The 25,752-nt window shown below is 50.8% G+C and carries 23 protein-coding genes; 13 read left to right on the forward strand and 10 right to left on the reverse strand.

Annotated elements, in window-relative coordinates; genetic code table 11:
* Positions 1–14 precede the first annotated feature (14 nt).
* Positions 15–2,156, reverse strand: coding sequence for a TonB-dependent siderophore receptor (locus C3D30_RS02270; protein ID WP_105286395.1), 2,142 nt, complete (start codon positions 2,154–2,156; stop codon positions 15–17).
* Between the two features lie 373 nt (positions 2,157–2,529).
* Between C3D30_RS02270 and C3D30_RS02275 the strand changes: the two genes are divergently transcribed.
* From C3D30_RS02275 to C3D30_RS02295, 5 genes are read left to right on the forward strand one after another with little or no spacing between them, the layout of a single operon-like run.
* Positions 2,530–3,339, forward strand: a complete 810-nt coding sequence (locus tag C3D30_RS02275; RefSeq protein ID WP_000940877.1) for an ABC transporter ATP-binding protein — start codon at positions 2,530–2,532, stop codon at positions 3,337–3,339.
* Positions 3,336–4,319: a FecCD family ABC transporter permease gene (locus C3D30_RS02280; RefSeq protein ID WP_000984132.1), complete on the forward strand. Its 984-nt coding sequence runs from the start codon at positions 3,336–3,338 to the stop codon at positions 4,317–4,319. The genes C3D30_RS02275 and C3D30_RS02280 overlap by 4 nt, the downstream gene beginning before the upstream one ends.
* A gap of 8 nt (positions 4,320–4,327) precedes the next feature.
* On the forward strand, positions 4,328–5,365 hold the full coding sequence (locus C3D30_RS02285; RefSeq protein ID WP_123058514.1) for a FecCD family ABC transporter permease: 1,038 nt from the start codon (positions 4,328–4,330) through the stop codon (positions 5,363–5,365).
* A gap of 10 nt (positions 5,366–5,375) precedes the next feature.
* Positions 5,376–6,323 carry an iron-siderophore ABC transporter substrate-binding protein gene (locus C3D30_RS02290; protein WP_105286397.1) on the forward strand — a complete coding sequence of 316 codons (948 nt, stop codon included), beginning with the start codon at positions 5,376–5,378 and terminating at the stop codon, positions 6,321–6,323.
* Positions 6,320–7,207 (forward strand): MurR/RpiR family transcriptional regulator, encoded by an 888-nt coding sequence (locus C3D30_RS02295; RefSeq protein ID WP_000614947.1) that lies wholly within the window; start codon positions 6,320–6,322, stop codon positions 7,205–7,207. The genes C3D30_RS02290 and C3D30_RS02295 overlap by 4 nt, the downstream gene beginning before the upstream one ends.
* Positions 7,208–7,251: 44 nt before the next feature.
* Here the strand turns inward: C3D30_RS02295 and C3D30_RS02300 are convergent, their stop codons facing one another.
* The 4 genes from C3D30_RS02300 to qseB all read right to left on the reverse strand — a co-directional run bounded on the left by C3D30_RS02300 (position 7,252) and on the right by qseB (position 10,293).
* The gene (locus C3D30_RS02300) at positions 7,252–7,566 is read right to left on the reverse strand and encodes a putative quinol monooxygenase (protein WP_000958592.1); all 315 of its coding nucleotides are present in this window, start codon (positions 7,564–7,566) and stop codon (positions 7,252–7,254) included.
* Between the two features lie 30 nt (positions 7,567–7,596).
* Positions 7,597–8,178: an NADPH:quinone oxidoreductase MdaB gene (mdaB, locus tag C3D30_RS02305; protein WP_000065430.1), complete on the reverse strand. Its 582-nt coding sequence runs from the start codon at positions 8,176–8,178 to the stop codon at positions 7,597–7,599.
* A gap of 109 nt (positions 8,179–8,287) precedes the next feature.
* A complete protein-coding gene (gene qseC, locus C3D30_RS02310) occupies positions 8,288–9,637 on the reverse strand; it encodes a quorum sensing histidine kinase QseC (protein ID WP_016159777.1) in 1,350 nt (449 codons plus the stop codon).
* A complete protein-coding gene (qseB, locus tag C3D30_RS02315; protein ID WP_001221480.1) occupies positions 9,634–10,293 on the reverse strand; it encodes a quorum sensing response regulator transcription factor QseB in 660 nt (219 codons plus the stop codon). Before qseB ends, qseC begins: the two co-directional genes overlap by 4 nt.
* Positions 10,294–10,444: 151 nt before the next feature.
* Here qseB and ygiW point away from each other — a divergent pair, with 151 nt between their 5' ends.
* From ygiW to C3D30_RS02350, 7 genes are all read left to right on the forward strand, one after another.
* Entirely contained in the window at positions 10,445–10,837 is a 393-nt protein-coding gene (gene ygiW, locus C3D30_RS02320) for an OB fold stress tolerance protein YgiW (RefSeq protein ID WP_000731637.1), read from the forward strand.
* A gap of 52 nt (positions 10,838–10,889) precedes the next feature.
* Entirely contained in the window at positions 10,890–11,372 is a 483-nt protein-coding gene (locus tag C3D30_RS02325; protein WP_000795660.1) for an AraC family transcriptional regulator, read from the forward strand.
* 109 nt (positions 11,373–11,481) lie between these two features.
* On the forward strand, positions 11,482–13,089 hold the full coding sequence (locus C3D30_RS02330; protein ID WP_000288653.1) for an ABC transporter substrate-binding protein: 1,608 nt from the start codon (positions 11,482–11,484) through the stop codon (positions 13,087–13,089).
* Positions 13,090–13,226: 137 nt separating this feature from the next.
* Positions 13,227–15,485 (forward strand): DNA topoisomerase IV subunit A, encoded by a 2,259-nt coding sequence (gene parC, locus C3D30_RS02335; RefSeq protein ID WP_001281916.1) that lies wholly within the window; start codon positions 13,227–13,229, stop codon positions 15,483–15,485.
* Between the two features lie 227 nt (positions 15,486–15,712).
* Complete coding sequence (gene plsC / locus C3D30_RS02340; protein ID WP_000965724.1) at positions 15,713–16,450, forward strand: 1-acylglycerol-3-phosphate O-acyltransferase; 738 nt, start codon at positions 15,713–15,715, stop codon at positions 16,448–16,450.
* Positions 16,451–16,522: 72 nt separating this feature from the next.
* On the forward strand, positions 16,523–17,935 hold the full coding sequence (ftsP, locus tag C3D30_RS02345; protein ID WP_000059392.1) for a cell division protein FtsP: 1,413 nt from the start codon (positions 16,523–16,525) through the stop codon (positions 17,933–17,935).
* Positions 17,936–18,045: 110 nt separating this feature from the next.
* Positions 18,046–20,265, forward strand: coding sequence for a YgiQ family radical SAM protein (locus C3D30_RS02350; protein WP_105286398.1), 2,220 nt, complete (start codon positions 18,046–18,048; stop codon positions 20,263–20,265).
* A 43-nt stretch (positions 20,266–20,308) separates the two neighbouring features.
* Here C3D30_RS02350 and yqhH read toward each other — a convergent pair whose 3' ends face one another.
* The 4 genes from yqhH to yqhD form a co-directional block, all read right to left on the reverse strand.
* Positions 20,309–20,566 carry a lipoprotein YqhH gene (yqhH, locus tag C3D30_RS02355; protein WP_105285418.1) on the reverse strand — a complete coding sequence of 86 codons (258 nt, stop codon included), beginning with the start codon at positions 20,564–20,566 and terminating at the stop codon, positions 20,309–20,311.
* 50 nt (positions 20,567–20,616) lie between these two features.
* A complete protein-coding gene (locus tag C3D30_RS02360) occupies positions 20,617–21,543 on the reverse strand; it encodes a YqhG/Tai3 family protein (protein WP_105285419.1) in 927 nt (308 codons plus the stop codon).
* 199 nt (positions 21,544–21,742) lie between these two features.
* Complete coding sequence (gene dkgA, locus C3D30_RS02365) at positions 21,743–22,570, reverse strand: 2,5-didehydrogluconate reductase DkgA (protein ID WP_000013160.1); 828 nt, start codon at positions 22,568–22,570, stop codon at positions 21,743–21,745.
* Positions 22,571–22,675: 105 nt separating this feature from the next.
* Positions 22,676–23,839: an alcohol dehydrogenase gene (gene yqhD, locus C3D30_RS02370; protein WP_105286399.1), complete on the reverse strand. Its 1,164-nt coding sequence runs from the start codon at positions 23,837–23,839 to the stop codon at positions 22,676–22,678.
* 193 nt (positions 23,840–24,032) lie between these two features.
* Between yqhD and yqhC the strand changes: the two genes are divergently transcribed.
* Positions 24,033–24,932, forward strand: coding sequence for a DNA-binding transcriptional regulator YqhC (yqhC, locus tag C3D30_RS02375; RefSeq protein ID WP_000817719.1), 900 nt, complete (start codon positions 24,033–24,035; stop codon positions 24,930–24,932).
* Between the two features lie 39 nt (positions 24,933–24,971).
* On the opposite strand, the gene yghB is transcribed toward yqhC, so the two are convergent.
* Positions 24,972–25,631: a DedA family general envelope maintenance protein YghB gene (gene yghB / locus C3D30_RS02380; protein WP_000268434.1), complete on the reverse strand. Its 660-nt coding sequence runs from the start codon at positions 25,629–25,631 to the stop codon at positions 24,972–24,974.
* Positions 25,632–25,752: the final 121 nt, after the last annotated feature.

Consider the following 25,752-nt stretch of genomic DNA (forward strand, 5'->3'; position numbering starts at 1 on the left):
ACCGGGCTTTTTTATCAAAACTCCATTTTCACCGTGAATTGCACTTCACGAGGATCGCCAATCTGGTTGCCCAGATTATTTGTGGCGATGGAAGAGGTGTAATACGTTTTATCAAACAGGTTTTTGACGTTTAATTGCAGAGTGACCGGATACTGCAATTTCATTTTGTATGCGGCGAAGGCATCGGCAACGAAATAGCCTGGCAGATAATAGTCAGCCCCATTGGTTGCCGAACGACGGCTTACGCCATGTCCGCCACCGCCAAACGTCAGTGTGTTATTGCCTGGCATGTTGTGAATGTCATAGGTCAGGAATAGCGAACCGGTATGACGAGGAACATTCGGCAATGGTTTTCCTGCATAATCAGGATCATCCAGAACCTTAGCATCGGTATAGCCGTAGCTGGCAATTATATTAATATTTTCAGTTAATGCTCCCGCAAGGTCGACCTCTACCCCTCTTGAACGAACGCGGCCTGCCGTTTTGGCGATGGTTTCGTCACCAATACTTTCGGTATACAAGACGTTACGTTTATGGATATCAAACAGCGCAATATCTGCGGTTATACCATCGAACAGCTCGAATTTTGCCCCGACTTCGTAAGCATTAGATGATTCCGGTGGAAGATCGCCAATGTAGCTGGCAATTGACGATTGCGGCATAAATGTTTGCGAATAATTAGCAAATAAGGATACCGATGGCGTCAGTTTGTAGACCAACCCCAGTTTGGGAGTCCATTGTTCATCGCGACTGTCAGTATTGACATTAAAAGGGCGGCCTTTACCCGCATACTGCGTGTAATACTGATAGCGGATCCCGGCGACGGCAATCCAGTTATCGGTCAGATAGAGTGCGTCCTGTGCGTACGCTGAGTAGCTCTCCTGTTTGATCGTCTGATCGCTGTCCGACGCCGAGACCGTTGTGCATTTGCTGGTATTGCCATAAACAGGATTATAAATATTGAAATCTTTAGCGTTTTTACAGCGAATCATATCTGTGCGCAGAAGATCATAATATTCATATGACACCCCACCCAAAATTTCATTATAGAATCCAGCAATATCAACATTCCCTTGCAGATCCGCACGAGTAGAATGCATACGCTGGGTAGATCCCTGAGTTGCATCAACACGCCGTGTCAGTGTTCCTGTCGTTGCATCATACGCGGTAACGCGAGCTTGATTATCGCTGTATTTATCCTGGCTGTAGCTGTAATCAAAGCGCGCTGTCCACTGGCTATTGAGATGATATTCTGCGTTGAGTTGCGCCAGATCGGACTGACCATCTGTAATATTAAACGGTTCGTCGAAACGTATTTTTCGATCAACGTTTACGGGCTGTTTCGTCGTAAGGTCGAAAATCGTTCCACGATCGAACGGCGTTTTATAATCCCGATGGGAATAGAGCATGGTTACTGTTGCATTATCACCAAACCAGGTGAGTGATGGGGCAATAAATGTACTGCGCTCTTTACCGAAATTCCGCCAGTAATCTTCATCCTGCACTTCCCCCGTCAGGCGGTATGCCAGCTGAGTGCCTTCAATGGGGCCTGTGATATCAAGTTGCCCGGTGCCACCACCGAAACTGGAGGACGTGGCTGAGACAGAACCATGGAATGTTTTTTCCGGGCGCTTTGTCACGACGTTAATCAGTCCGCCAGGATCGAGAATGCCATACAGCGTGGAGGCCGGGCCTTTTAGCACTTCCACACGTTCTGTTGCGGCGTTGAAGCTGCGAGGAAGTACGGTTCGCAGACCGTTGGTCATGATCGAGCCATCCCGGTTTGCGCCAAACCCACGGCGTACAAAAGCATCCTGAGTCCCGCCTAATGTATTGGTCTGTACCACGTTACTGACGTTATAAAGCGCCTCATCCAGCGTCGTCGCATTCTGATTTTCCAGTACTTGATCGCTAACCGTATTGACCACCTGCGGAATATCCAGCATTGGCATATCGGTTAATGTCGCCGTGGAGGTGCTCAGAGGTTGATAACCATCGGTAGCCTCAGTTGCGGTATTTGCATCCGCTGTAACAGTGATTGTTTCGCCATCTTTGGTCGTTACAGTGTCGGTTGCATGAATCATCGGTGCCGCAAAGAGCAGTGAAAAGAGCGCCCGGCCTGTGACTCCTGAGAATGAAGGTGTGAACTTAGCCATTTAGTCTGTTATCCCAAAAACTCGCGGATTGTCGCGAGTGAAAATTGTTTCTTGTTGCTCACTAAGCACTATCCGTTTGTTATTTCGCCATCGGATATGTAATTGAGAATCATTCAATCATGTGGTTATGTAGTAGTAAATGAGAAATAACAAAAAATTGCTACATGTGTTTTTATGAGAGATTAATGCAATTTAGTTGTGATTAAATTATTAATACATAATGGTTTTATTTTTATCATTAAAAATATTTAACCTGTTATTTACCTTGTTTTTGTGTGGCTTTTAACTTCTTGACTACTACATTTTGTGGCGTCAAACTCTCAAAGGAGAATGAGTTTTATTTTTGTTTGTCTTTGATTAAGTTGGCGTACACGTGGCACATAACGCAAAAGGGCAGGGGCTGATCCTCGACAATGTTTCTGCCGGGTATCACAAGAAAATCATTGTTGATGGTGTTTCTTTCTCCGTTCCCACAGAAAAAATGACCGTTCTGGTTGGGGCAAACGGTTGTGGAAAGTCGACGTTGCTCAGCACCATTGCACGTATCTTGCAACCCATGGGCGGCTCGATATTGCTGGATGGTAAAGCGATTCACGAGCAACCAACGAAAGAGTTATCCCGCAGACTTGGGATCTTGCCGCAGTCGCCATTATTGCCGGAGGGCTTAACCGTTTATGAACTGGTGTCGCGTGGGCGCTTTCCCTGGCAAAATTTCATACGTCAATGGAGCGACGCCGACGAACAGGCGGTAGAAGAGGCACTGAAATTAACCGGTACGCAGGAGTTTGCACATTTACCGGTTGAAAAACTCTCTGGTGGGCAGCGCCAGCGCTGCTGGATTGCGATGGTGTTGGCGCAAAAGACGCCTTATATCCTGCTGGATGAACCCACAACCTGGCTTGATTTACGTTATCAGGTTGAAATTCTTGAATTATTACATGATTTAACGCGTCATCACGGGCGTACAGTCGTTGTGGTGTTGCATGATTTGAATTTTGCCGTGAATTATGGTGATACGTTGATATTTTTACGCCAGGGAAAAGTGGTGCGTGTATTGAATGAGGGGGAGCATTGCACGCCTGAGCTGGTAAAAGCTGTCTTTGACGTTGATGTTCACGCATCAATAAATCCTCTGACGGGGAAACCGTTTTTCATGCCGTTTCGTGGTGTAGAAAAAGTATGATGCGCGCGGGGCTGGTTACTGTATTTTTCCTCGCCTTACTGCTGGTGGGATGCGTGGTATATCCAGGGATTGGTGCCCGATTTATTGCACCACAAACGGTGTTGCAGGCATTTCTTCATTTTGAACCGCAAAACTTCGATCACAACGTAATTGTAAGACTCCGTTTGCCGCGTTTAGCGGCAGCATTGCTGACTGGTGCTTCTCTTGGCGTTGCTGGTGCTTTGTTGCAGGCTGTCATTCGTAACCCATTGGGGGAGCCACATATTTTAGGCTTAAATGCCGGAGCCGCTCTTGCTGTCGTTGCTGCCAGTGCGCTTGGGCTGGCCTTTCCGGTTGGACGCCCACTGCTGGCATCTACGGGCGGCGCGTTATTGTTCCTGTTGATATTGCTGCTTTCCTCCGCAGGGCGTTCAGGGTTAACGCCAATGAAAGTTACTTTATGCGGCGTGGCGCTATCGGCGTTTGTTTCCTCAATAACGGCTGCAATCCTGATTCTTGACGAACAAACACTGCTGGCGATGCGGACATGGCTAGCAGGTGATTTAGCGGGGCAGGATTGGGCGACGCTGGGTACGTCCGCCTGGTTTTCTCTGGGGGGGGTTGTGTTAGCCATTTACCTTGCGCCCTCTCTTAACATGTTGGCACTGGGTGATCGCATGGCGCAGGGGTTGGGCGTCTCGGTACTCCGCACGCGAACATTCACTCTGCTTGCGATCGCGTTGCTCTGTGGCGCAGCCGTATCGATTGCTGGCCCCATTGGTTTTGTCGGTCTGCTAGTACCGCAGATTGTCAGGCGTCTGGTATCAGCGGATCTGCGCGTTCTGCTCCCTCTTTCAGCTTGTGTCGGCGCGCTTTTGTTATTACTGGCAGATATTATTGCCCGGACGCTTTTCACGCCCCATGAGTTAGCGACCGGTGTCATGACGGCGTTAGTTGGTGCGCCTGTTTTTGTCATTATGGCGACGAGGATGTTCAAATGAGTCGGATAATGAACGTCGGGCTACGTTCACTACGTGTTGGTAAGTTTTCGACACTGGTACGCCCTAAAAATCTGGTGTTGCTTGGTGGGCTGTTTCTGTTTGCGGTTGGAATACTGATATTCGGTCTGATGCATGGTTCTTTTTCTGTCCCGGCATCGGAAGTAGGACGAGCGTTGTTTGCTCCAGAAAACGTAAGCACAGACGCACGTTATATTGTGCAGGATATTCGCTTGCCGAGAGTCATCATGGCATTGCTATGCGGAGCCATGTTAGGTATGGCGGGGGCCGCGATGCAATCCATTGCGCGTAACGGCCTTGCCGATCCTGGTTTAATCGGCGTCAAAGAAGGATGTAGCGTGGCGGTACTGTGGCTGATTTTCCAGTTTCCAATGCTGGGAATGTTCTGGCGTCCAGTGGCTGGTCTTGCTGGTGGCTTGTTGGTGGCTTTAATCGTGATTTTTTGTGCGCGCGATATTTCCCGCCCGCGATTTGTTCTGATTGGTATTGGTGTTTCCTGGTTTTTCGCCGCCGGTATCGGTGTATTTATGACCACTGCAGATGTTCGAGATGTACAAACTGCATTGATGTGGTTATCGGGAAGCCTGCATGCAGCTAACTGGATGTTAGTCGGTATTTCAGCCTGTTGGATGTTGCCAGCCGCTCTTTTATTGCTGTTCACCGCCAGGACGGCGGATATCGCTCTGCTTGGTCATCAGGTTGCAACCGGGTTAGGGGTGAATAGTTCTCGTCTGGCGTTGTTACGTGTCGCCGCACCAATAATCCTGACAGCTGTCTGCGTTTCGTGTGTTGGTAACATCGGTTTTGTCGGATTGATAGCACCGCATATATCACGTTTTATTCTGCGTGGCGGGCAGACGACATTACTGCTGGGGAGCGCAGTATCGGGGGCGTTATTAGTTATCCTGGCGGATAGCATTGGTCGTTTGGCTTTTTTGCCTTTGCAACTGCCAGCCGGAATCATTATTTCACTGATTGGTGGACCATTCTTTTTACTACTGCTCTGGCAGCGCAGGAACAGTTTTTAACGGGAGTTATATGCGTTTATTTTTTTCTCTGCTGATACTGTTGTCATTTTTTGCCCGTGCAACAGAACCGGTTCAGGTCTTTACTGATGATTTGGGGCGCAAAGTCACTGTTCCTGCACATCCAAAGAGAATTGTCTCTTTACACGACCTTGATATCACTATTCCTCTGATTGAGCTCGGTGTACCTCCTGTCGCCAGCCACGGGCGAACACGGCCTGATGGTAGCCATTTCATTCGATCAGGCACGTTACTAACAGGCGTCGACTTCGATAATTCATCGATAGCCTTTATTGGAACTGCTGATATTGATATTGAAGCGATTGTGGCGGCAAAGCCTGATCTGATCATCACAGAACCGACCCGTAATACGCCCATTGAACAACTGGAAAAAATTGCGCCCACGGTGAGCATTGATCATCTCAAAGGGGGCGCGCCAGAAATCTACCGCAAGCTGGCAGAACTTACAGGAACGCAGGCGCGGCTGGCGATACTTGAACGCCGCTATCAGGCACAAATCAATGCGCTGAAGGCGACGCTGGACAGCCAAAAAATAACGGTATCGGTGATTCAGGCAAATCAGGGAAAAATTAATGTGATGCATAGCTATCATTCGCTGGGGCGTGTATTACGCGATGCTGGTTTTCTCTTTCCGCCGCTGATTGAGAGCATTCCTGAAGGTGGGCGAATGGATGTGAGCGCGGAGCGTTTGCCTGAACTGGATGCCGATTTTGTTTTTGCAACCTGGCGTGGTGACACCGGTGGTAAACCTCAGGATGAGCTGGCAGCAATGGAAAAAGTCATGCCGGGATGGTGTCAATTTCTGACGGCCTGTCGTTCCGGGCGCTATGTGCTGATTTCTCGTGAAGAGGCGATTTCTAACTCCTTTGCATCGCTGGGGCTGATAGCCGCGCAGATACAATCACAAATTGCAGGGCGACCTCTACCGGAGGCCAAATGATTCAGAAAGACAAAACACGAGTTGATATTTTTGGTGAGCGTTTTCGTACTCGCGCGAGTCAGTTAACGCCTGGGTTAAGAGCCGTCGCCAGCTACATTAATGAACATCGTGAAGTGGTACTCGAGCAAACGGCGATGGAAATTGCGACCACATTGAACACTTCTGATGCCACAGTGATTCGGGCTATACAGGCCCTGGGGTTTGCGGGGCTACGAGATCTGAAACGCACTCTGGAACAGTGGCTTGGTCCTGCTCTTAGTTCCAGCGAAAAGATGTCTACGACGGTGAGTAACTTGACGAGCGATGTTAACACCGCAATCGATTTTGTTCTTGAAGGGCATTTGTATACCTGTAATGTCCTGTCAGAGCCTGAAAACCGCCATGCGCTTGCACAAGCGGTAGCTATGCTGGTGCAGGCGCGGCAAGTTGTTATTTTTGGCATTGGCGCTTCGGGTATTCTGGCGGACTATACTGCACGGTTATTCAATCGTATTGGCTTACCCGCCACGGCGCTAAACCGTACTGGTATTGGCCTTGCCGAGCAACTGATCGCGCTTCAGCGTGGTGATGTATTGATCATGATGGCGCAAAAATCCGCACACCGGGAAGGACTGACAACGCTGCGTGAAGCAAGACGGCTGGGGATCCCTGTTATTTTGCTGACAAACGCTCTGGATTCGCGTTTTAGCAAAGACGCCAGTATCGTGATTCATGTTCCGCGCGGCGATGAAAAGGGGAAAACGCCGCTACATGGTACGGTATTGTTGTGCCTGGAAATGATTGTCTGGTCGGTGGCTTCCGCAGTGCCGCAGCGTGCGGTTAAAACCATTAAGCGAATTAACGATTTCCATCGGGGTTTGAAAACGGGAAGAAAGACTGGCTAATCTGACCTGAGACCGGTAACAGCACCGGCCTCAGGTCAGAAATGTCAAAGCCCCGGCTGCAGAATACGAATATTCATCTCCAGCACGTCGCCTTTTACGGCTTCACTATATGCTTTCATGTGCGGGGTTTGCAGATGCGCTTCAAGATGGGCAATGCTTTCCCACTGCTCAATCATCACGATAGAGTCCGGCGCCATAGACTGGAAACTCACGCCAGCAGCGCAATCCACCATCGGCGCATAGCCGTGGCAACCTTCTTCCTTCAGTACGATTGGAACGATTTTAGCAAACTGATCCAATACCGCCTGACGGTGATGTTGGCCAGGACGAGTACGGATTTCAGCGATTACTGTAAGCATGGTTAACTCCTTCTAAAGCCAGAGCTCTAGTTAACCAAAAATTTCCACAAGATGCTTGCGATATTCTTCAGTATAGCGGGGAACATCAGGCATTTTTATCACGTCATTAGCGATAAATGTCGGCAGCGGTTCCATGCCAAGGAATTGGTTTGCTTTATGGAACGGCAGATACACGCCGTCAACGCCGACGCCGTGGAAGAACTGATCTTTTTCGGTGAAGGCTTCCATTGGTGCGTTCCAGGTCAGGGAAAGCATATATTTTTTGCCCTGCACCAGGCCGCCAGAGCCGTATTTTTTCGACGGATCTTTGCGGGTACGACCATCGCTGGCATACAGCGTACCGTGACCTTCGGTGAACACATCATCAATGTATTTTTTCACCGTCCACGGCGCGCCCATCCACCAGCCAGGCATCTGCCAGATAACCACATCAGCCCAGAGAAAGTTTTGTACTTCGGCTTTGACATCGTAGTCGCTGTCGGCGCGAACGATGCGGACATCATGCCCGAGGTCGCGGAGCGTGCCATCCGCGACTTCGGTCAGGGTGTCGTTCAGTTGACCATTGGAGTGGGCGAATTTCTTCGCGCCGTTGATAATCAGGATATTGCTCATTTTTTATCCTCAAGGTGAGAAGTTTGTCGACTATAGTACGTCACAGAGCGGTACGGTGAAATTAGCAAAATGTGCAAAGTCTTTTGCGAATTTAGCAACAATATCACCACTACCAGCTCACCTTCGCCTCAAATCCACCTTGTTTTGCATTCCCAAACACAACATTCATGCCATGCAATTTGGCGATCCGCTGGACAATCGACAGCCCAAGCCCACTGCCGGTGGCGGTTTGTCCCGGTGGGCGATAGAAACGTTCGCCGATTCGCGCCAGTGCCTCTGGCGTCACACCGGGGCCGTTATCCCTCACGATGAAATTATCGGCATTCAGCGTGACGTCCACCACGCTGCCTTGTGGGCTGTAGCGCACGGCGTTATCCAGCAGATTTCGTACCAGCAAACTTAGCAATAGCGGTTGTCCGGTGCGTTTGATGCCCTGTGCGTTGAGCGTCAGCCGCACGTCAATTTTCGCCTGCTGCGCCGTGTGGTAAATATCCATTACCGACGATTGCAGGAGATCTTCAAGTGGGATCTCCGCGACATCCTGAAGGTTATCCAGCGAGTCGAGCCGCGACAGAGTGAGCAGTTGATCAACAAGGCGGGTGGCGCGATCGATCCCGGAATGTAATTGAAGCAGTGCTTTTTTCCGTGCCTGTGGATCGTCGTCAGAGAGCTGCGCAACTTCGGTTTGTACTTTCAGCGCCGTTAACGGGCTACGCAGTTCGTGAGCAGCATCGGAGGTAAAGCGTCGTTCACGAACCATCATCGTATGAGTACGGTCGAACAGTTGATTCAGCGACTCGACCAGCGGACGCACTTCGTTGGGTACACCGTCAGCGTTGAGCGGTTTTTCCGAGTCAGGATCGCGCATACGTAGCGCCAGCGCCAGTTTGTTTAGTGGCGAGAGTTCACGACCTAGTAGTACCATCATGATAATCAACATGATAGGCAGCGCGATAAGCCAGGGAATGAGCTGTCCGGTGACAATCGCCAGCGCCATGTCTTCACGGTATTCCCACTCCTGGCCAACAACGATGCGATACTTACCATCGGGGGATGTCATCCAGACAAAACGCCAGGGGTCGTCTTCACCTACCAGTTGCCCGTTAGCAAACCCTTCACGTTGATAGCTATAGGGAATATCTTCGCCATTATCGCCATCGTTAAGGACCATGTTGCCGTCGTGAGTAAAGACAGCAAAGGTCAGCGCATCATCATCTACGTGACCGTGTTTTAATTTATTCGGTGTCTGCGCCATACGATCTGCCGCATTGATTTCGTTAAGATCGAGCGTACTTAACCGTTTGGCAAACAGCATCAACTGGGTATCGAATAACTCATCGACATTATCAATTGTTTGTTTCCAGGCGACAAAGCTGGAGAGTAGCCAGGTCACCGAGGCCAGAATCAAAAAGATCAGCGTCAACCTGACTCGCAGACTAAGGCGTTGGGTAAATTTCATTTCTCACCTAATGTGTAGCCAATACCGTGAACGGTGCGAATAAAGTCGCTGCCGAGCTTACGTCGCAGATGATGCACATGCACTTCGATGGCATTGCTGGTGACCTCTTCGTCCCAGGTATACAGTTTTTCTTCAATCAGTTTGCGCGGCAGTACCCGACCGGCGTTACGCATCAGTAATTCCAGCAGGGCAAATTCTTTTGGCTTCAGCGTTAAGAGTTCGCCGGCCTGGGTGGCGATACGTTTGCCTGGGTCGAGCATTACGTTACCGTGATGTAGCTCATTGCTGGCTTGCCCGTTGCTTCGGCGCATCAGAGCTTCCAGCCTGGCTGCGACTTCTATCAATGCAAAAGGTTTACAAAGATAATCGTCGGCTCCCAGACGCAAACCTTCCACGCGTTCCGCCAGGGCATCGCGCGCGGTCAGGATTAATACTGGCTCACGCTGACCTTTATCCCGCCATTCGCGCAAAATATCGCGACCATCCATTCCTGGTAAGGTTAGATCAAGGATTACTGCGTCATAAGGTGCGCTATAAAGCGCCTCTTTTCCCTGACGACCTTCCGTAAACCAGTCAACACTAAAGCCCATCTTACTAAGACCTGTTTTGATGCCGTCGCCAATCAGCATGTCATCTTCTATCAGTAAAATTCGCATCTTTTCATCCCTGCGATAGCTGTATTCGTTGTCAGTAAACCGTGTTGTAACGCGCTCTGTACAGTACTAAATTTTCTTTTTTTTTCTTAAGAAGTTGTTAAGGAGTATCTTGTTTAATGTTCGAAAACAGACATTAAAGGGAGTAACAAACATGAAAAAATTAGCAGCAGTAATTGCAGTAATGGCTCTGTGTAGCGCACCAGTTATGGCAGCAGAGCAGGGTGGTTTTTCTGGACCATCAGCAACGCAAAATCAGGCCGGAGGATTTCAGGGGCCGAACGGCAGTGTAACTAACGTAGAAAACGCAAAATCCCTGCGTGATGATACCTGGGTAACTCTGCGCGGCAATATCGTTGAACGCATCTCTGACGATCTCTACGTGTTCAAAGATGCCAGCGGTACTATCAATGTCGATATCGACCACAAACGCTGGAACGGTGTAACGGTGACACCGAAAGATACGGTTGAGATTCAGGGGGAGGTCGATAAAGACTGGAACTCAGTTGAGATCGACGTTAAACAGATTCGTAAAGTGAATCCGTAATTGTTACCGCTCCCGGGACGCGTTCCCGGGAATAATTTCGCAGGGAGGCAACATGAAAAACCAGGCACTGGCCGTGAACATCATCAATTTCCCTTCAACCCGCGTGGCTTTGTTGCCGCATCGTTGTAGCCCTGAGTTGCTCAACTATAGCGTGGCGAAATTTATCATGTGGCGCAAAGAGACGGGACTTTCCCCTGTTAACCAAAGCCAGACATTTGGCGTCGCCTGGGATGATCCTGCCAGCACCGCGCCGGAAGCGTTTCGCTTTGATATCTGCGGCAGCGTTAGCGAAGCGATTCCGGAGAATCGTTATGGCGTGAGTAATAGTGAGCTTGATGGAGGACGTTATGCCGTGGCTCGTCACGTTGGCGAACTGGACGATATTTCGCGCACAGTATGGGGCATCATTCGTCAGTGGCTGCCTGAAAGCGGAGAGAAAATACGTAAAGCGCCGATACTGTTTCACTACACTAATCTGGCTGAAGGGATGTCAGAGCAACGGCTGGAAACAGATGTCTATGTGCCGTTGGCGTGACGGGAAATATTTTAACGGAGTGTGAGCCAAATCACTCGCTATAAGTTTGAGCTAACAATCTCACCGGCGTATTGTTGTCGGGCTTATAATTTCTCCGGTAAGGAATACCATGTATACGCGAAATTTATTATGGCTGGTCAGCCTGGTAAGTGCGGCTCCTCTCTATGCTGCTGACGTTCCCGCCAACACACCGCTCGCCCCGCAACAAGTCTTTCGTTACAACAATCATAGCGACCCAGGTACGCTCGACCCGCAAAAGGTTGAGGAGAATACTGCTGCGCAGATTGTGCTGGATCTGTTTGAAGGTCTGGTATGGATAGACAGTGAAGGCAAAGTGCAACCCGCTCAGGCCGAATCATGGGAGGTGTCAGATGGCGGCAAACGCTATGTTTTCCATTTACGTAACGGCTTACAGTGGTCTGATGGCCAGCCCTTAACGGCACAGGATTTTGTCCTCGGCTGGCAGCGCGCGGTTGACCCCAAAACGGCAAGCCCTTTTGCCGGCTATCTGGCACAGGCGCATATTAAAAATGCAGCGGCTATTGTGGCAGGTAAAGCGGATATTGCATCGCTGGGTGTGAAGGCTACCGATGATCGCACTCTTGAAGTCACGCTTGAGCAACCCGTTCCCTGGTTCACGACCATGCTCGCCTGGCCGACGCTGTTTCCGGTTCCGCATCATGTGATTGCGAAGTATGGCGATAGCTGGAGTAAGCCTGGACATATGGTTTACAACGGCGCTTTTGTGCTTGATAAATGGGTAGTTAACGAAAAGATTACAGCGCGAAAAAATCCTCAATACCGCGATGCAGAGCATACTGTCTTGCAGCAGGTTGAGTATCTGGCGCTGGATAATTCGGTCACCGGCTATAACCGCTATCGCGCGGGAGAGGTTGATCTCACCTGGGTTCCGGCGCAGCAAATTCCTGCAATCGAAAAATCACTTCCTGGCGAGCTGCGAATTATCCCGCGTCTGAACAGCGAATATTACAACTTCAACACCCGGAAACCGCCGTTTGATGACGCCCGTGTGCGGCGGGCGTTGTATCTTACGGTCGACAGGCCGTTAATCGCGCAAAAGATACTTGGGTTGCGAACGCCCGCAACAACGCTGACACCGCCAGAGGTAGAAGGATTTCGTGCGCCAACGTTCGAGGAACTGCAAAAGCCAATGGGTGAGCGTGTTGCGATGGCAAAAGCCTTGCTGAAACAAGCGGGATACGACGCCTCTCATCCGCTACGCTTTGAACTGTTCTACAACAAGTACGATCTGCATGAAAAAACGGCGATAGCCTTGTCTTCCGAATGGAAAAAATGGCTTGGCGCACAGGTGACGCTGCGCACAATGGAGTGGAAAACGTATCTCGATGCCCGGCGTAGCGGTGATTTCATGTTGTCGCGGCAGTCGTGGGATGCGACATATAATGATGCATCCAGCTTCCTGAACACGCTTAAAAGCGATAGTGAAGAGAACGTCGGCCACTGGAAAAATGCAAAGTATGACGCGTTACTAAACCAGGCCGCTCAGACCACTGACGCGACAAAGCGTAATGCGCTGTATCAACAGGCAGAGGCCATTATCAACCAGCAGGCACCGCTCATTCCTGTCTACTATCAGCCACTGATCAAACTGCTTAAACCTTACGTTGGCGGTTTCCCGCTGCATAATCCCCAGGATTATGTCTACAGCAAAGAGTTGTATATCAAGGCACATTGATGCCTTTATCGCCGTCGGAGCACGTCCGGCGGCACTATTCACACTGATCTCCTGTGACTCGACGCGACAGATAATGTAGTATCTCCGGCAATATTGCCCCTTTGAAGGCTGGCGAATAAGTTGAGGAATCAGAATTAATGAGCGATATGGCAGAGCGCCTTGCGCTACATGAATTTACGGAAAACGCCTACTTAAACTACTCCATGTACGTCATCATGGATCGTGCGTTGCCGTTTATTGGTGATGGTCTGAAACCTGTTCAGCGCCGCATTGTGTATGCGATGTCAGAACTGGGTCTGAATGCTACCGCCAAATTTAAAAAATCGGCCCGTACTGTGGGTGACGTACTGGGTAAATACCATCCGCACGGTGACAGCGCCTGCTATGAAGCGATGGTACTGATGGCGCAGCCGTTTTCTTACCGTTATCCGCTGGTTGATGGGCAGGGAAACTGGGGGGCCCCGGACGATCCGAAATCGTTCGCGGCAATGCGTTATACCGAATCCCGCCTGTCGAAATATTCTGAGCTGTTATTGAGTGAGCTGGGGCAAGGGACGGCGGACTGGGTGCCAAACTTCGACGGCACTTTGCAGGAGCCGAAAATGCTGCCTGCTCGCTTGCCGAATATTTTGCTTAACGGCACCACCGGTATTGCTGTCGGGATGGCGACGGACATTCCGCCACACAACCTGCGTGAAGTCGCCCAGGCGGCAATCGCTTTAATCGACCAGCCGAAAACCACGCTTGACCAGTTGCTGGATATTGTTCAGGGCCCGGACTACCCGACCGAAGCGGAAATTATCACCTCCCGCGCCGAGATCCGTAAAATCTACGAGAACGGTCGTGGTTCTGTGCGTATGCGCGCGGTGTGGAAGAAAGAAGATGGCGCGGTAGTTATCAGCGCCTTACCGCATCAGGTTTCTGGTGCGCGCGTACTGGAGCAAATTGCTGCGCAAATGCGCAACAAAAAGCTGCCGATGGTTGACGATCTGCGCGATGAATCTGACCACGAGAACCCGACCCGTCTGGTGATTGTGCCGCGTTCTAATCGTGTGGATATGGATCAGGTGATGAATCATCTGTTTGCCACGACCGATCTGGAAAAGAGCTATCGTATCAACCTCAATATGATTGGTCTGGATGGGCGTCCGGCGGTGAAAAACCTGCTGGAAATCCTCTCCGAATGGCTGGTGTTCCGTCGCGATACCGTGCGCCGCCGTCTCAATTATCGTCTGGAGAAAGTCCTCAAGCGCCTGCATATTCTTGAAGGTTTGCTGGTGGCGTTTCTCAATATCGACGAAGTGATTGAGATCATTCGTAATGAAGATGAACCGAAACCGGCACTGATGTCGCGTTTTGGCATTACGGAAACCCAGGCGGAAGCGATCCTCGAACTGAAACTGCGTCATCTCGCCAAACTGGAAGAGATGAAGATTCGCGGTGAGCAGAACGAACTGGAAAAAGAGCGCGACCAGTTGCAGAGCATTCTGGCTTCCGAGCGCAAGATGAATAACCTGCTGAAGAAAGAGCTACAGGCCGACGCACAAGCCTATGGCGACGATCGCCGTTCGCCGTTGCAGGAACGCGAAGAAGCGAAAGCGATGAGCGAGCACGATATGCTGCCGTCCGAACCCGTTACCATTGTGCTGTCACAGATGGGTTGGGTACGCAGCGCCAAAGGCCATGACATCGACGCACCAGGCCTGAACTATAAAGCGGGCGATAGCTTCAAAGCGGCGGTGAAAGGCAAGAGCAACCAACCGGTGGTATTTGTTGATTCCACTGGTCGTAGCTACGCCATCGACCCGATTACGCTGCCGTCGGCGCGTGGTCAGGGCGAACCACTCACCGGTAAACTGACGTTACCGCCAGGTGCCACTGTTGATCACATGCTAATGGAAAGCGACGATAAGAAACTGTTGATGGCTTCCGATGCTGGCTATGGATTCGTCTGCACCTTTAATGATCTTGTTGCCCGTAACCGTGCAGGTAAAGCATTGATTACCTTACCTGAAAATGCGCATGTTATGCCGCCAGTAGTGATTGAAGATGCCTCTGATATGCTACTGGCTATCACCCTGGCAGGACGTATGTTGATGTTCCCGGTAAGTGAGCTTCCGCAACTGTCGAAGGGTAAAGGCAACAAGATCATCAACATCCCATCGGCAGAAGCTGCGCGGGGCGAGGATGGTCTGGCACACCTGTATGTACTGCCGCCGCAGAGCACTCTGACTATTCATGTCGGGAAACGCAAAATCAAACTGCGCCCGGAAGAGTTGCTGAAAGTGACCGGTGAGCGTGGTCGCCGTGGCACCTTGATGCGCGGTTTACAGCGTATCGACCGTGTCGAGATTGACTCACCTCACCGCGCCAGCAGTAGCGATAGCGAAGAGTAACATGCCGGAGGGGCTTTCTCCCGTTTGTAAGGAACGCCGGATGACACGTTAAGTCGTCATCCGGCAGCGTAATCAGCCCCAGGAAACGATAAAAATTCCCTTGAAACCGTTGTTTATTCATGCGTTGCGATTAACAATACGCTTTTCCAGAGAGCGGCTTTTAACAATGCCCTAACCTGATTTCAGGTGACGTACAATGCCAGTCTCTCAGATCTTCAGAGGGTGTTATGCTATATATCTTTCGTCTTATTATTACCGTTATTTACAGCATCTTAGTCTGTGTTTTCGGCTCCATTTACTGCCTTTTCAGCCCGCGAAATCCAAAGCATGTAGCCACCTTCGGGCATATGTTTGGGCGCCTTGCGCCGCTGTACGGGCTGAAAGTTGAGTGTCGCAAACCTGCAGATGCTGAAAGCTATGGTAATGCTATCTATATTGCTAACCACCAGAACAATTATGACATGGTGACAGCATCGAACATCGTGCAGCCGCCGACGGTTACAGTGGGTAAAAAGAGTTTGCTGTGGATCCCCTTCTTTGGGCAGTTGTACTGGTTAACCGGCAACTTATTGATCGACAGAAACAACCGTACTAAGGCGCACGGCACTATCGCGGAAGTGGTGAATCACTTCAAAAAACGCCGTATTTCCATCTGGATGTTCCCGGAAGGAACGCGCAGCCGTGGTCGCGGTCTGTTGCCGTTTAAAACTGGGGCATTCCATGCGGCAATTGCGGCAGGCGTCCCGATTATTCCCGTGTGTGTTTCCACGACTTCGAATAAGATTAATCTTAATCGACTGAATAATGGTTTAGTGATCGTAGAAATGCTGCCGCCAATTGACATCAGTCAATATGGTAAAGATCAGGTTCGCGAGCTGGCTGCTCATTGTCGTTCGATAATGGAACAAAAAATCGCCGAGCTCGATAAAGAAGTCGCAGAGCGCGAAGCCGCCGGAAAAGTTTAAGTCGGCAATCTGTTTTTTGCGGGGATGTTTTCCTGCACGGTATTACTTTAGCCAGTTTTACATGGAGCAAATATGTCACTCAGTCGGCGTCAGTTCATTCAGGCATCGGGGATCGCACTGTGTGCAGGTGCTGTCCCCCTGAAGGCAAGCGCAGCCGGTCAACAGCAACCACTGCCCGTTCCGCCGCTGCTTGAATCTCGCCGTGGGCAACCGCTATTTATGACAGTACAACGTGCGCACTGGTCATTTACGCCAGGAACGCGCGCGTCGGTTTGGGGTATCAATGGTCGCTACCTGGGGCCGACTATTCGCGTCTGGAAGGGCGACGATGTTAAGCTGATTTACAGCAACCGACTGACAGAAAATGTCTCAATGACAGTGGCTGGATTACAAGTGCCAGGTCCACTGATGGGCGGTCCGGCACGCATGATGTCGCCAAACGCTGACTGGGCGCCTGTGCTGCCAATTCGCCAGAATGCTGCGACTTTGTGGTATCACGCTAATACCCCCAACCGCACGGCGCAGCAGGTCTATAACGGCCTTGCCGGGATGTGGCTGGTGGAAGATGAAGTCAGCAAGTCGCTGCCCATTCCTAACCATTATGGTGTGGATGATTTTCCTGTCATTATCCAGGATAAACGGCTGGATAACTTTGGTACGCCAGAATACAACGAACCGGGAAGTGGCGGCTTTGTTGGCGATACGCTGCTGGTCAACGGTGTACAAAGCCCGTACGTTGAAGTTTCGCGCGGTTGGGTGCGCCTGCGCCTGCTGAACGCATCGAACTCCCGTCGCTATCAACTGCAGATGAGCGATGGTCGTCCGTTGCACGTGATTTCTGGCGATCAGGGATTCCTGCCTGCTCCCGTGTCGGTGAAGCAGCTTTCGCTGGCGCCGGGCGAACGCCGTGAAATTCTGGTGGATATGAGCAACGGTGATGAAGTGTCTATCACCTGTGGCGAAGCGGCGAGCATTGTTGATCGTATTCGTGGCTTCTTTGAGCCGTCCAGCATTCTGGTTTCCACGCTGGTGCTAACGTTGCGCCCGACCGGCCTTCTGCCGCTGGTCACTGACAGCCTGCCGATGCGCTTGTTACCGACTGAAATCATGGCCGGTTCACCGATTCGCAGCCGTGATATTAGCCTGGGCGATGATCCCGGCATCAACGGGCAGCTATGGGACGTTAATCGCATTGATGTTGCTGCCCAGCAGGGAACGTGGGAACGCTGGACGGTACGCGCGGACGAGCCGCAATCATTCCATATTGAAGGTGTGATGTTCCAGATCCGTAACGTGAATGGCGCAATGCCATTCCCGGAAGACAGAGGCTGGAAAGATACCGTCTGGGTTGATGGACAAGTGGAACTGCTTGTTTATTACGGTCAGCCTTCCTGGGCGCATTTCCCGTTTTACTTTGGTAGCCAGACACTGGAAATGGCGGATCGCGGCTCTATTGGGCAGTTGCTGGTTAATCCAGTGCCTTAATCGCCATACTCGCCCGAGGAGGGCGAGTATGGAATACCTTTCGATTTCTCTTTCGTTCCGGCTTATAATCCCCGGCCTTTGATTATTTTTTTATCATTTCTGGAAGCAAAATGAGCTCTATCTCCCTGATCCAACCGGATCGCGACCTGTTCTCCTGGCCGCAGTACTGGGCCGCCTGTTTTGGACCGGCACCGTTTTTGCCGATGTCTCGTGAAGAGATGGATCAACTTGGCTGGGATAGCTGCGACATCATTTTGGTTACTGGCGACGCGTATGTCGATCACCCGAGCTTTGGGATGGCGATTTGCGGTCGTATGCTGGAGGCGCAGGGCTTTCGCGTCGGGATCATCGCCCAGCCGGACTGGAGCAGCAAAGACGACTTTATGCGTCTGGGTAAACCGAATCTGTTTTTCGGCGTGACCGCAGGCAATATGGACTCGATGATCAACCGTTACACTGCCGATCGCCGTTTGCGTCATGACGATGCTTACACGCCGGATAACGTCGCGGGTAAGCGCCCGGATCGCGCCACGCTGGTTTATACCCAACGTTGTAAAGAGGCATGGAAAGATGTGCCGGTGATCCTCGGTGGTATTGAAGCCAGCCTGCGCCGTACCGCGCATTATGATTACTGGTCTGATACCGTGCGCCGTTCCGTGCTGGTGGATTCCAAAGCCGACATGCTGATGTTCGGTAACGGTGAGCGTCCGCTGGTGGAAGTGGCGCATCGTCTGGCGATGGGCGAGCCGATTAGCGAAATCCGCGATGTACGTAATACCGCGATTATCGTGAAAGAGGCTCTGCCTGGCTGGAGCGGCGTGGATTCTACTCGTCTTGATACACCAGGGAAAATCGACCCGATCCCGCATCCGTATGGTGAAGATTTGCCGTGTGCGGATAACAAACCGGTGGCTCCGAAAAAACAGGAAGCCAATGCCGTTACCGTGCAGCCGCCGCGCCCGAAACCGTGGGAAAAAACCTACGTTTTGTTACCTTCTTTCGAGAAAGTAAAGGCAGATAAAGTGCTGTACGCTCATGCTTCGCGTATTTTGCACCACGAAACCAACCCTGGCTGCGCCCGCGCGCTGATGCAAAAACATGGCGACCGCTATGTGTGGATCAACCCGCCTGCTATTCCGCTTTCTACCGAAGAGATGGACAGCGTTTTTGCGCTGCCGTACAAGCGCGTGCCGCATCCGGCTTACGGTAATGCCCGTATTCCGGCTTACGAAATGATCCGTTTCTCGGTCAACATTATGCGTGGCTGCTTTGGCGGCTGCTCTTTCTGCTCTATTACCGAGCATGAAGGGCGCATTATTCAGAGCCGTTCGGAAGATTCGATCATCAATGAGATTGAAGCGATCCGCGACACCGTTCCGGGCTTTACGGGCGTGATTTCCGATCTCGGTGGGCCAACTGCCAACATGTATATGTTGCGCTGCAAGTCACCACGCGCCGAGCAAACTTGTCGCCGTTTGTCGTGTGTTTACCCGGATATTTGCCCGCATATGGACACTAACCACGAACCGACGATCAACCTCTATCGCCGCGCGCGCGATCTGAAAGGCATTAAAAAGATCCTGATCGCCTCCGGTGTGCGTTATGACATCGCCGTGGAAGATCCGCGCTATATCAAAGAGCTGGCAACCCATCACGTTGGCGGTTATCTGAAGATTGCCCCGGAACATACCGAAGAAGGGCCGTTGTCGAAGATGATGAAGCCGGGTATGGGTAGCTATGACCGCTTTAAAGAACTGTTCGACACCTACTCGAAACAGGCAGGTAAAGAGCAGTATCTGATCCCGTATTTCATCTCCGCGCACCCCGGTACGCGCGATGAAGATATGGTGAATCTGGCGCTGTGGCTGAAGAAACATCGCTTCCGTCTCGACCAGGTGCAGAACTTCTATCCGTCGCCGCTGGCTAACTCAACCACCATGTATTACACCGGCAAAAATCCGCTGGCGAAAATTGGTTATAAGAGCGAAGACGTCTTCGTGCCGAAGGGCGACAAGCAGCGTCGTCTGCATAAAGCGTTGTTGCGTTACCACGATCCGGCAAACTGGCCGTTAATCCGCCAGGCGCTGGAAGCGATGGGTAAAAAGCATCTGATTGGCAGCCGTCGCGATTGCTTAGTGCCTGCGCCAACCATTGAAGAGATGCGCGAAGCTCGCCGACAGAACCGTAACACCCGTCCGGCGTTGACCAAACATACGCCAATGGCGACTCAGCGTCAGACGCCTGCTACGACAAAGAAAGCGTCGCCTGTGCAATCTCGCCCGGTGAATGCCGGTGCGAAGAAACGCCCTAAAGCGGCGACAGGTCGTTAAGTAAAACATCCCCGGTAACTGAATGCTGCCGGGGATGTTTTTATCATTCTGCATACATACGCAAGCAGCGCAGGCAATCGAAATAGTCCTGCGCATCAAGGCGTGTATTGGCTCTGTTAGCTTCGGATTTTGCGGCGTAGATTTGCGGGCGTAATGCTTTTATATCCTGCTCAAGCCTGGCGATTTTGGTATTTAATGTTTGTACATTACCTGCCAGTTGATTGACCTTTTGCTCATTGACGCAACCACTTAATAAGCCGGTTACCAGAATGAGTGCTCCCACGGTGAAAATATTTTTCATATCGTGCTCCCTTTTATTTATTGTTCCGATTAATTTTTATTTTATTCAGCTTATTGCTTTAATCTGGCGGATGTTTTCGCTTCAATCTGTTTAAGTAAACTCCCGCTGCCAGGACGGATAAAATCGGCAATTTCCCACTTTCCTTCGCGCCGCTGTAAAACTAAATCCTGCTCTTCACTGTTATCATTGGTCAGCGCAATACGAACATGAATGCGGGCAGAATCGGCGGTTTTTTTCAGGATACGAATTTCATCAACGCGAGAAAATAGCGACTCTTCGCCAAAACAGATCGGGTTGTCGTAAATAAATTGCCGTTCTATTTGCATCTCTTGATCGAAATTGCCGTTTTTATTGAATGTGGTTTTATAAAATTCATTGACTGCCTGACGATAGGTGTCGGAAACAACCCATGTCCAGGGCCAGCTATAATCTGCAATATGTTTAAACAATTCGGCGACAAAGGCTTCAGGCTCTTCTTTTTGTAATGAAGCTAGTGTTGCCAGGATTTTTTCATTCTCGCTATTAACTGCCTGCCAGACGCTGCCATGGTTGCTGATGACATCATCAATGACCCAACGACCATTTTCTGCCACCATTTTCAGCGTTTGCGTGGTCTTTTCTTTATCGTCGTCAAAGGTACGAAAGCGCACAACGGCATCTGCATGATCGGTATCCGTTTGAGTAACTGCTACGCTTTCTAACACCAGATCGCCAAAATCCTGACAATCACAAATCGGATCATAATCCAGCCAGCCGATATTGCCCGGCAGCGTGAGATTATCATTCAGGGTAAGTGCTTTTTGTATGCGTGCAGACGTTATCGCCTGCTCTCCTGTCTCACCAAAATAAGGCGCGCTGGCATCAGATTTATAGTTTTGATAAATCTGGCGAACTGTCTGTTCAGCAGTCAGCGAGGGTGATTGTGCCTGAGTAGTGAAGCTTGCAAAAAACGCCAAAAACAGAAGTATTATTTTCATCTGTTTTTCACCTCACCGTCGTGTTTATCCATATTGTAGATGCTTTGTTGCTTTAAGAGCTTCCAGCTCTGCATGATGATGTCCTTAAATTTGGCATTTCTGAACAAGGAAGAGTAACAACGGGCGGGAGGTGAGGGGAATAAATGATTTCTGAAAAGTCCGGTAGCGGAACATTACCGCCACCGGGAGAATTTGCGCGTTAGCCGCCGAACTGGTCGGGATCGGGACCGAGACGTTTACCTTGATCGAGTTTTGCGATTTCACCAAGTTCGTCTTTGTCGAGGCGAAAATCCCAGACATCAAAGTTTTCGGCAATGCGTGAAGGCGTGACCGATTTCGGGATCACCACCAGACCGTTATCCAGATGCCAGCGGATAACAATTTGTGCCGGTGTTTTGCCGTATTTATCCGCCAGGTAGCGAATGACTTTCTGATCGAAAACGCCTTTCCCACCTTGCGCTAATGGGCTCCAGGATTCGGTCTGGATTTTGTGCGTAGCGTTCCAGGCGTGAAGCTGGCGTTGCTGCATCAGCGGGTGAAGTTCGATCTGATTAATAACAGGCGTCACGCCAGTTTCGTCGATCAGACGTTGCAGGTGGTGGATCTGGAAGTTACAGACGCCAATGCTTTTGATTAATCCTTCTTTTTGCAGCTCAATCATTCCTTTCCACGCCTCGACATAGTGATCGATAGCGGGAACGGGCCAGTGCATTAAGTAAAGGTCGATATAATCAAGCTGAAGTTTTTTCAGGCTGTCGAGCAGTGCTTCGCGGGGGCGTTTGTGGTCGTCGTTCCACAGTTTGGTTGTAATGAACAACTCTTCTCTGGCAAGAGTGGCATTTTTCAGCGCCTTGCCGACACCTTCTTCGTTTTTATAGGCAGCGGCGGTATCAATCGAGCGATATCCCACTTCTAACGCTTTTTGGATAGCGGTGATGACTTCCTCATTACTTGCTTGCCAGACACCCAGTCCCAGCTGGGGCATGACATTGCCATCCTGTAGCTTAATAACGGTTGGATTAGCCATACGTTCCTCCTTTTATATGAACTCACCGGAGCAGGCTCCGGTGAGTTGGTGTGAACTTAAGTCTGGACGAAATACCCAAAAACGAAAGTTTGAGGAGGAAAAAGCTTAACGAGCAGCTTCGTAAATGCGGCGGCTGACATCCAGCGTAATGTCATGATTTTCGCCCAGTTGGGTCATGCCGTGTTCTTCCAGTTTCTTCAGCAATGTCGGGATGGAGCTGCCGTCCAGACCGTAGTCGGAGAGGCGGGTTGGCACGCCCAATTGCTCGAAGAAGTTGCGGGTCGCGGCAATTGCGGCGTCAATACGCTCATCGTCGGAACCTTCAGTGATGTTCCAGACGCGTTCAGCATATTGCAGCAGTTTTGCGCGCTTGGTGTCGCGTTTTTCATTCCACAGGGCAGGCAGAACGATAGCCAGCGTTTGCGCGTGATCCAGACCGTGCATCGCAGTCAGTTCGTGTCCCAGCATATGTGTTGCCCAGTCCTGCGGGACGCCAGCGCCGATCAAACCGTTCAACGCCTGGGTTGCCGCCCACATGACGTTAGCGCGTACATCGTAGTTTTCTGGCTCTTTCAGGGCTTTCGGGCCATCTTCGAGAAGCGTCAGCAAAATACCTTCTGCGAAGCGATCCTGAATTTTGGCATCAACCGGTTTGGTAACATACTGTTCCACGGTGTGCACAAAGGCATCCACTACGCCGTTAGCCACCTGGCGCGGCGGCAGGGTGTAGGTATAAACCGGATCGAGCACGGCAAATACGGGTTGAACGTGGGCAGAATGGAACGCCTGCTTGTCGCCGGTGGTTTTACGGGAGATCACCGCACCTGCGTTGGATTCTGAACCGGTCGCTGGCAGTGTCAGCACACAGCCCATTGGGATGGCGCTTTTAATCTCTTTACCGCCAGTTTGTAGGATGTGCCACGGATCGACATTCTCAGGATAATTTGCCGCTGCGGCGATAAATTTGGTGCCGTCCAGTACGGAACCGCCGCCAACCGCCAGCAGGAAAGTCACTTTCTGTTCGCGAACCAGTTTCACGGCGTTCATCAGCGTTTCATAAGCCGGGTTTGGCTCGATACCGCCAAACTCCAGCACATCCATACCTTTCAGCGCATCCAGAACTTGATCGAGAACGCCAGTTTTTTTCACGCTGCCGCCGCCGTAGGTAATCAATACGCGAGCATCGTGAGGAATTTGTTCGCGTAAACCAGCGATAGCGCCTTTACCAAACAGAATACGGGTTGGGGTGTGCAGATTAAAGTTGTTCATTACTTGCTCCCTTTGCTGGGTCAATATTAGGGCAGAGATCGGTCTGCCTGATGTTTTTCATTGTGGTCGCCAGCGCCGCAGCTCTCAATGCTCATTTCTGCCAATGTCTTGCCTATTTCTCCAGAGTACTGGAGAAATGTTACAAAATTGCGCACAATCAAATTGCCGCATTATTCTTAAGAAATTACGCGATATGAAACGTGAAGAGATTTGCCGCCTGCTGACGGACAAAATTAATAACCTGAAAAATAAAGAAAATAGTTTGTCTGAGCTGTTGCCCGATGTGCGCTTATTGTATGGCGAGAACCCCGGCGCACGTACGCCGGTGATGTATGAACCTGGCATCATAATTCTCTTTTCCGGGCATAAAATCGGCTATATCAATGAACGCGTGTTTCGTTATGATGCCAATGAATATCTGCTGCTGACGGTGCCGTTACCGTTTGAGTGCGAAACCTATGCCACGCCGGAGGTGCCATTAGCGGGCTTACGTCTCAACGTCGATATTTTGCAGTTACAGGAACTGTTGATGGACATTGGTGAAGATGAGCATTTCCAGCCGTCGATGGCTGCCAGTGGCATAAACTCCGCTACGTTGTCAGAAGAGATTTTATGCGCGGCGGAGCGGTTACTGGACGTGATGGAGCGACCGCTGGATGCGCGCATTCTTGGTAAACAGATCATCCGCGAAATTCTTTACTACGTGCTGACCGGACCTTGCGGTGGCGCATTACTGGCGCTGGTCAGTCGTCAGACTCACTTCAGCCTGATTAGCCGCGTGCTGAAACGGATTGAGAATAAATACACCGAAAACCTGAGCGTCGAGCAACTGGCGGCAGAAGCTAACATGAGCGTTTCAGCGTTCCACCATAATTTTAAGTCTGTCACCAGCACCTCACCGTTGCAGTATTTGAAGAACTACCGACTGCATAAGGCGCGGATGATGATAATCCATGATGGCATGAAGGCCAGCGCGGCGGCGATGCGCGTCGGCTACGAAAGTGCGTCGCAATTTAGCCGTGAGTTTAAACGCTACTTCGGTGTGACGCCGGGGGAAGATGCGGCAAGAATGCGGGCGATGCAAGGGAGTTAAATGTGTTCCCGGCATCGCCGCCGGGAACGGAGAAAAACGTCAGGCGTTACCGTATTTCTTTTTAATCACCACAAACAGCGTGCCTAACAGGCCGGCGGTTAACAGGGCAATCGGCAGGATCATCAGGAATGTCATTACCTGATCTTCATGGCGTTTAACGAACGGGATCATGCTCAAGGCATAGCCGAAACCGGTCACCACGCTGACCCATAGCAATCCACTTAACCAGTTGAAAAACTGGAAGCGGCGGTTTGGCAGACCGGAAATCCCCGCCATGGTTGGTAGCAGCGTGCGGACAAATGCAAGAAAACGTCCAGCCAGCAAAGCCAGCAAACCGTGGCGGTCAAACATACAGGTGGCGCGCTGATGATATTTAGCCGGAAGCTGTGCCAGCCAGCCTTTCACCGTTTGGGTATTACCTAGCCAACGCCCCTGAATATAACTTAACCAGCAGCCCAGGCTGGCTGCGGCAGTCAGAATCACGATTGTTGGCAGAAAATCCATCACCCCCTGGGCAATCAGTGCGCCAGCCAGTATCAACAAGCTGTCGCCTGGCAAAAATGAAGCGGGCAGCAGACCGTTTTCTAAAAACAGCGTGGCAAACATGACAAAGTAAACAACGCTAACAATATGAGGATCCGCCAGCGCGGCAAAGTCGTGTTGCCAGAGCGCAGCGATAATGTCTTGAATAACAGCCATGGACTTTCCTGTGGAACAGCGTTTAAGCCTTTATTTGCCTATTGTACTCCTGAATCGTCCGGGACGCCTTGATCCCGGACGCAACAATTTAAGACTATTCACAATTAAATGTCTGCAAAAT

This window comes from Escherichia sp. MOD1-EC5433 (assembly GCF_002966005.1).
Classification (GTDB): domain Bacteria; phylum Pseudomonadota; class Gammaproteobacteria; order Enterobacterales; family Enterobacteriaceae; genus Escherichia; species Escherichia ruysiae.

Excerpts from the sequence above, each read along its gene's own strand:
- C3D30_RS02270 (WP_105286395.1), bottom strand. The coding sequence starts at position 2,156 with ATGGCTAAGTTCACACCTTCATTCTCAGGAGTCACAGGCCGGGCGCTC.
- C3D30_RS02280 (WP_000984132.1), top strand. The coding sequence starts at position 3,336 with ATGATGCGCGCGGGGCTGGTTACTGTATTTTTCCTCGCCTTACTGCTG.
- C3D30_RS02285 (WP_123058514.1), top strand. The coding sequence starts at position 4,328 with ATGAACGTCGGGCTACGTTCACTACGTGTTGGTAAGTTTTCGACACTG.
- C3D30_RS02290 (WP_105286397.1), top strand. The coding sequence starts at position 5,376 with ATGCGTTTATTTTTTTCTCTGCTGATACTGTTGTCATTTTTTGCCCGT.
- C3D30_RS02295 (WP_000614947.1), top strand. The coding sequence starts at position 6,320 with ATGATTCAGAAAGACAAAACACGAGTTGATATTTTTGGTGAGCGTTTT.
- C3D30_RS02300 (WP_000958592.1), bottom strand. The coding sequence starts at position 7,566 with ATGCTTACAGTAATCGCTGAAATCCGTACTCGTCCTGGCCAACATCAC.
- mdaB (WP_000065430.1), bottom strand. The coding sequence starts at position 8,178 with ATGAGCAATATCCTGATTATCAACGGCGCGAAGAAATTCGCCCACTCC.
- qseC (WP_016159777.1), bottom strand. The coding sequence starts at position 9,637 with ATGAAATTTACCCAACGCCTTAGTCTGCGAGTCAGGTTGACGCTGATC.
- qseB (WP_001221480.1), bottom strand. The coding sequence starts at position 10,293 with ATGCGAATTTTACTGATAGAAGATGACATGCTGATTGGCGACGGCATC.
- ygiW (WP_000731637.1), top strand. The coding sequence starts at position 10,445 with ATGAAAAAATTAGCAGCAGTAATTGCAGTAATGGCTCTGTGTAGCGCA.
- C3D30_RS02325 (WP_000795660.1), top strand. The coding sequence starts at position 10,890 with ATGAAAAACCAGGCACTGGCCGTGAACATCATCAATTTCCCTTCAACC.
- C3D30_RS02330 (WP_000288653.1), top strand. The coding sequence starts at position 11,482 with ATGTATACGCGAAATTTATTATGGCTGGTCAGCCTGGTAAGTGCGGCT.
- parC (WP_001281916.1), top strand. The coding sequence starts at position 13,227 with ATGAGCGATATGGCAGAGCGCCTTGCGCTACATGAATTTACGGAAAAC.
- plsC (WP_000965724.1), top strand. The coding sequence starts at position 15,713 with ATGCTATATATCTTTCGTCTTATTATTACCGTTATTTACAGCATCTTA.
- ftsP (WP_000059392.1), top strand. The coding sequence starts at position 16,523 with ATGTCACTCAGTCGGCGTCAGTTCATTCAGGCATCGGGGATCGCACTG.
- C3D30_RS02350 (WP_105286398.1), top strand. The coding sequence starts at position 18,046 with ATGAGCTCTATCTCCCTGATCCAACCGGATCGCGACCTGTTCTCCTGG.
- yqhH (WP_105285418.1), bottom strand. The coding sequence starts at position 20,566 with ATGAAAAATATTTTCACCGTGGGAGCACTCATTCTGGTAACCGGCTTA.
- C3D30_RS02360 (WP_105285419.1), bottom strand. The coding sequence starts at position 21,543 with ATGAAAATAATACTTCTGTTTTTGGCGTTTTTTGCAAGCTTCACTACT.
- dkgA (WP_000013160.1), bottom strand. The coding sequence starts at position 22,570 with ATGGCTAATCCAACCGTTATTAAGCTACAGGATGGCAATGTCATGCCC.
- yqhD (WP_105286399.1), bottom strand. The coding sequence starts at position 23,839 with ATGAACAACTTTAATCTGCACACCCCAACCCGTATTCTGTTTGGTAAA.
- yqhC (WP_000817719.1), top strand. The coding sequence starts at position 24,033 with ATGAAACGTGAAGAGATTTGCCGCCTGCTGACGGACAAAATTAATAAC.
- yghB (WP_000268434.1), bottom strand. The coding sequence starts at position 25,631 with ATGGCTGTTATTCAAGACATTATCGCTGCGCTCTGGCAACACGACTTT.